5 protein-coding genes, 1 other RNA gene and 1 pseudogene are annotated in these 4631 nt (G+C 63.6%); 3 read left to right on the forward strand and 4 right to left on the reverse strand.

Annotation, left to right across the window (positions count from 1 at the left end; genetic code table 11):
* Together EN984_RS23385 and ffs are read right to left on the reverse strand one after the other, a co-directional pair.
* Window positions 1-1211: DNA polymerase III subunit gamma/tau (locus tag EN984_RS23385; protein WP_127383970.1), on the reverse strand; the 1211-nt coding region annotated here is incomplete at its 3' end.
* Between the two features lie 105 nt (window positions 1212-1316).
* An RNA gene (gene ffs / locus EN984_RS23390) (signal recognition particle sRNA small type) lies at window positions 1317-1413 on the reverse strand.
* 169 nt (window positions 1414-1582) lie between these two features.
* On the opposite strand from ffs, the gene EN984_RS23395 reads away from it, so the two are divergent.
* From EN984_RS23395 to EN984_RS23405, 3 genes are read left to right on the forward strand one after another with little or no spacing between them, the layout of a single operon-like run.
* The gene (locus EN984_RS23395) at window positions 1583-2002 is read left to right on the forward strand and encodes an HIT family protein (RefSeq protein ID WP_127256953.1); all 420 of its coding nucleotides are present in this window, start codon (window positions 1583-1585) and stop codon (window positions 2000-2002) included.
* Window positions 2003-2043: 41 nt separating this feature from the next.
* Window positions 2044-2988, forward strand: a complete 945-nt coding sequence (gene nudC / locus EN984_RS23400; protein WP_127268464.1) for an NAD(+) diphosphatase — start codon at window positions 2044-2046, stop codon at window positions 2986-2988.
* 37 nt (window positions 2989-3025) lie between these two features.
* Window positions 3026-3331: a Dabb family protein gene (locus EN984_RS23405; RefSeq protein ID WP_127268465.1), complete on the forward strand. Its 306-nt coding sequence runs from the start codon at window positions 3026-3028 to the stop codon at window positions 3329-3331.
* A gap of 56 nt (window positions 3332-3387) precedes the next feature.
* Here the strand turns inward: EN984_RS23405 and EN984_RS23410 are convergent, their stop codons facing one another.
* Window positions 3388-4251 carry a prephenate dehydratase gene (locus tag EN984_RS23410; protein WP_127383971.1) on the reverse strand — a complete coding sequence of 288 codons (864 nt, stop codon included), beginning with the start codon at window positions 4249-4251 and terminating at the stop codon, window positions 3388-3390.
* 9 nt (window positions 4252-4260) lie between these two features.
* Window positions 4261-4631: pseudogene (locus tag EN984_RS23415) on the reverse strand (3-deoxy-manno-octulosonate cytidylyltransferase); the annotation flags it as partial.

The following is a 4631-nucleotide window of genomic DNA, read 5'->3' on the forward strand; positions in this document are numbered from 1 at the left end:
CCATTCTGCATAGGCGCAGCGCTATCGAGCGATCTCAGCGCCTCGTCCAGCGTCGGCAGATCGGCGGCATGCGCCAGCCGGATCAGCACCATTTCGGCGGCACTCACCGGCCGGTTGGAAGACTGCACCTCGGGGATGCCCTTGAGCAGCATCTGCCATGTCCGTGACAGCACCCTGACCGACAGCGTTCTGGCGAAATCGGCGCCGCGCTGCCGCTCGTCCTCCGACAGCGAGGCATCCTCGATGGCCGTCGGCACGAAACGCAGCCGGGTGACGAGATGGTTGAATTCGGCAAGATCGGTCAGCACGGCGGCTGGATCGGCGCCGGTGTCATACTGCGCACGGAATTCGCCAAGGGCTGCCGCCACATCGCCCTTCATCACATGTTCGAACAGGTCGACGATGCGGGCGCGGTCGGCGAGCCCGAGCATCGCCCGAACCGCATCGGCGCCGACAGAGCCGGCGCCATGGGCAATCGCCTGGTCGAGGATGGAGAGCGAATCACGGGCCGAGCCCTCGGCGGCGCGCGCGATCATCGCCAGCGCGTCGTCGTCGACAGAAATGCCTTCCTGGGCCGAGATCGAGGACAGATGCGCGACCAGAGCGCCGGCGTCGATGCGCCTCAGGTCGAAGCGTTGGCAGCGCGACAGAACGGTGATCGGAACCTTGCGGATTTCGGTGGTGGCGAAGATGAATTTGACGTGCGGCGGCGGCTCTTCCAGCGTCTTCAGCAGGCCGTTGAAGGCTTGCGTCGACAGCATGTGCACTTCGTCGATGATGTAGACCTTGTAGCGGGCCGAGACCGGCGCATAGCGCACGCGCTCGATGATATCCCTGATGTCGTCGATGCCGGTATGCGAGGCGGCGTCCATCTCGATGACGTCGACATGGCGGCCTTCCATGATCGCCTGGCAATGTTCGCCGAGGACGGCGAGGTCGACCGAAGGCTGGTCGATGTCAGCGGTTTTATAATTCAGGGCCCGCGCGAGGATGCGCGCCGTCGTGGTCTTGCCGACGCCGCGCACGCCGGTCAGCATCCAGGCCTGGGCGATGCGGCCGGTGGCAAAGGCATTGGTGAGGGTGCGCACCATCGGCTCCTGGCCGACCAGCTCGGAAAAATTCGAAGGACGGTACTTGCGCGCCAGCACGCGATAGGCGGCGGCCTTGCCTATCTCCAGGCTTTTTGGTCCCGAATTTCCGGCTTCGCTCATACGCCCGTAAAGCTCCAAATGGCCGCGCCCGAAGGCGGCCGATTCCTGCGCATAGTCTCGCCCGCGCTGCAATGCGTCGTCAATGTCGCGAGAGGGGCCGATGAGGTGGGAGGCTGGAACAATGACCCGTTCCGGGCTCGTTAGGGCTGCTTCCTTCCGGACCTGACCCGGTTGGCGAGTGGATCGTCCACCACCAACCTCCCGCTTTCCATATCGGCAATTGCGCGACGAAATGCAAGTCCGCCGAAGAAATCGTTAAATGTCGAATCGGCGCACCAAACCGTGAGGGCGCAATGATTCACTTGCAGCCCCCTTGCCGCCGCTCTAGCCTTCATGTGTTGAGCAAACCAAGAAAAGCAAGGGAAACGCCGATGCTGCCGGGCCTGGAGGCCGGATTCACGCTGGACGCACGGCTGGAGGCGGACAGCGAGCAGTTGATGTGGCTTGGGCTGTGCGAACTGCGGGTGATGAACGACCGCCGCTGGCCGTGGCTGCTGCTGGTGCCGCAGCGGCCCGGCGCGGAGGAAATCCATGATATGACGCCGCTCGACCAGGCGATGCTGACCTTCGAGACCAACATGGTGGCGCAGGCGCTGAAGAAGGCGACCGGCTGCACCAAGATCAACACCGGCGCGCTCGGCAACATCGTGCGCCAGCTGCACATCCATGTCATCGCGCGCTCGGAAGGTGATCCCGGCTGGCCAGGCCCTGTGTGGGGACACGGCCTGCGAGAGCCCTATCAACGTTCCGACTTGCGACGGTTTGCCGAAACGATCAAGGCGGCGCTATAAGCGTTCCCAGTGTCCATCCCTCAACATATTCCAGAGTCCCCATGAGCTTCCGCCTGTTTGACGCGCCTTTGCGCGAGCCGAGCCAGTTCGTCGGCTTCGCCGGCAACACGATCGATCGGCAGTCCGAGAACCGCGCCGACGATTCGGTCGACAAGGCGCTGGCCGATCCGGCGACGCGGCTGCTTCTGATGCATGGCGGCCGGCTCTATTTGAAGCTCGGCGATAGCGGCGCTCTCGATCCCTGGTTCGGCGCCACCGAGAGCGAGCCCTTCAAGGTTTCCCTGGCGCAAGGCATCCTGCTCGGCTTTTCCGAACGAGGACCGGTGCTGGCCGTGCCCGCCGGCGTCGAACCCGAACAGCTTCCGGAAACAGTCAAGGCCATCGACTACCGCTCGGTCTACATGCAAGGGCTGATCGACGAGGCGGCGGCTGGCGCGATGGCGCAAGGGGCGGCCCTGCTCGCCTGGCATGCCAGCCATCGTTTCTGCAGCAAATGCGGTACAGAATCGCAGATGCGGGCCGGCGGCTACAAGCGGCATTGCCCGAATTGCGGCACAGAGCATTTTCCGCGCACCGACCCGGTGGCGATCATGCTGACGGCGACGCGGGAGAAGTGCCTGCTCGGGCGCGGCCGGCATTTCGCGCCGGGCATGTACTCGGCCCTTGCCGGCTTCATCGAGCCGGGCGAGACGATCGAGGCGGCGGTGCGCCGCGAGACGCTGGAAGAGGCCGGCATCCGGCTTGGCCGCGTCGTCTACCACGCCAGCCAGCCCTGGCCGTTTCCCTATTCGCTGATGATCGGCTGCTTCGGCGAGCCGCTCAACGACGACATCCAGGCCGACCTCAACGAGCTTGAGGACTGCCGCTGGTTTTTTCGCGACGAGGTGCGCCTGATGCTGGAAAGGACGCACAAGGACAATCTGGTCACGCCGCCGAAAGGCGCCATCGCGCATCACCTGATCCGCGCCTGGGTCGACTCGGAATGATGGCCGCGATTATTCAAAGACATTGCAGGAGCAGGGCATGATCCGTCACACCGTCGTTTTCACGCTGAAGCATCCGCCGCATTCGCTGGAGGAAAAGCGGTTCCTGGTCGACGCCAAGAAAATCCTCACCGCGATCAGGGGCGTCACGCATTTCGAGCAATTGCGGCAGATCAGCCCCAAGAACGACTATCGTTTCGGCTTCTCGATGGAGTTCGCCGACCAGGCTGCCTACAACAGGTACAACGACCATCCAGACCATGTCGCCTTCGTGCGCGACCGCTGGGTGCCCGAGGTCGAGACCTTCATGGAGATCGACTATGTGCCGCTGGGCGCGGTGATTTAGGGCATGGTCCCGAAAAGTGGAAACCGGTTTTTGGAAAAGACCATGCCTAGTAGCGATCAGTCCGCCACCTTCCACTGCTCACGCGACTCACTGGCCGGATAGACGCCCAGAATCCGCACTTCGCGCGAGAAGAAACGAAGCTCGTCCAGCGCCAGCTTGACCAGCGGGTCGTCGGGATGGCCCTCGATGTCGGCGTAGAACAGCGTCGCCGTGAAAGCGCCCAGCTGGTAGCTCTCCAGCTTGGTCATGTTGATGCCGTTGGTGGCGAAGCCGCCCATCGCCTTGTAGAGTGCGGCCGGCACGTTGCGGACGCGGAAGATGAAGGTCGTCATCATCTTGACGTCAGGCGACGGGCGCTCGGCCCATTGCTTGTTCTTGGTCAGGACGACAAAGCGGGTGACGTTTGAGTCGGTGTCCTCGACGTTTTGCTCGATGATATCGAGCCCGTAGAGGGTCGCTGCCAGCGCGGGCGACAGCGCCGCCATGGTGCGGTCCTTGACCTCGGAGACCATCTTGGCGGCGCCGGCCGTGGCGCCGGCGACGATCGCCTTCCAGCCGTTCTTGCGGATGTATTTGCGGCACTGGCCAAGCGCGGGGATATGGCTGTGCACCGTCTTGATCTCGTCGCGCCTGACGCCCGGCAGCACCATCAGCTGGAAATGGATGGGCAGGAAATATTCGCCGATGATGTGCAGCTTCGATTCCGGCAAGAGATGATGGATATCGGCGACGCGCCCGGCAATGGTGTTCTCGATCGGGATCATGGCGAGGTCGGCCTTGTTGGTCTCGACCGCGTTGAAGGCATCCTCGAAAGTCGGGCATGGCAACGGCTCCATCGAAGGGAACATGTTGCGGCTGGCGGTGTCGGAATTGGCGCCCGGCTCGCCCTGGAAGGATATTCTGTTGGTCTTTTCAGGCATGCCGATATCTCAGGTTGAAAGGATCTGTCTGGCGCGTTCGAGGTCTTCCGGCGTGTCGACGCCGAGCGGCAGCGACTGGACGATCTCGGCGTCGATGCGCATGCCGGCTTCCAGCGCCCGCAACTGCTCCAGCCGCTCGCGCCGTTCGAGCGGCGACGGCTTCAGCGCGACGAAACGCTCGAGTGCGTCGCGGCGATAGGCGTAGAGGCCGACATGATGGTAGAGCGGCCCCTCGCCCCAAGGCGCCGTGGCACGGGTGAAATAGAGCGCCCTCAGCCTGCTGCCCGAGAGCGGCGAGCCGTCGATCTTGACGACATTGGGGTTGGTCTTTTCCTCGTCGCGGACGATCTCGACGCCGAGCGTGGCGATGTCCACCGCAC

This window comes from Mesorhizobium sp. M7A.F.Ca.CA.004.12.1.1, from assembly GCF_003997835.1.
Classification (GTDB): domain Bacteria; phylum Pseudomonadota; class Alphaproteobacteria; order Rhizobiales; family Rhizobiaceae; genus Mesorhizobium.